The organism is Candidatus Symbiopectobacterium sp. NZEC135, assembly GCF_025962695.1.
This window is the reverse complement of sequence record NZ_JAGFPF010001108.1, coordinates 1-715: the sequence shown is the minus strand read 5'-3', so window position 1 is coordinate 715 and position 715 is coordinate 1. Positions and strand designations below refer to the sequence as shown.

Sequence of the window (715 nt, the reverse complement as noted above, 5' to 3'; positions counted from 1 at the left end):
GTAATGTGTAAACCATACTAAACGCATCAACGAAAAAAGGACGGGAAACCGTCCTTTTTGACGTTCTGTCATTCCCGCGAAGGCGGGAATCTCTTGCAGGTGAAACGCGTTTCTTCTGGCAGAGATCCCCGGCTTGCGCCGAGGATGACAGAGAGAGGTGAGTGTCGCTGTTTTAGGTCGGTTTATCAGCAACCTCGAAGGACGAAAAGCCGTCCTTTTGGCTTTAGTTCTGTTTTACCGCTCGTCGCTTTCATCCTGCGCGGATGCTGCTTTCTTCTCCAACGCCGCCAGCAGCGTGTTGTGAATATTGCCGAACCCGCCGTTACTCATCACCAGAATATGGTCACCCGGTTGAGCGGTTTTGGCGATCATCTCTACCAGCGTGTCGATATCCGCGCTCCAGTGCGCCGGCTGCACACAGGCATCAGCCACTTCAACCACCTGCCACGGAATGTGCTGCGGCTGGAACAGGAACACCTCGTCTGCACGGCCTAATGACGGGGCTAGCTCATTCTTGATAACGCCCATTTTCATGGTGTTAGAGCGTGGCTCCAGCACGGCCAAAATGCGTGCCGTTCCGCCCACTTTGCTGCGTAATGCGGCCAACGTGGCAAGGATCGCCGTTGGGTGGTGTGCAAAATCGTCGTAGACGCTAATGTTGTTGACGGTGCCGCGTAGTTCAAGGCGGCGACGGGCGTTGATAAATCCGCCCAGC

At 55.1% G+C, this 715-nt stretch carries 1 protein-coding gene; it reads right to left on the bottom strand.

Annotated elements, in window-relative coordinates; translation table 11 throughout:
* Window positions 1-234: 234 nt before the first annotated feature.
* Window positions 235-715 (bottom strand): glutamate ligase domain-containing protein (locus J5224_RS32745; protein ID WP_319802538.1); only part of this gene is annotated, 481 nt, incomplete at its 5' end.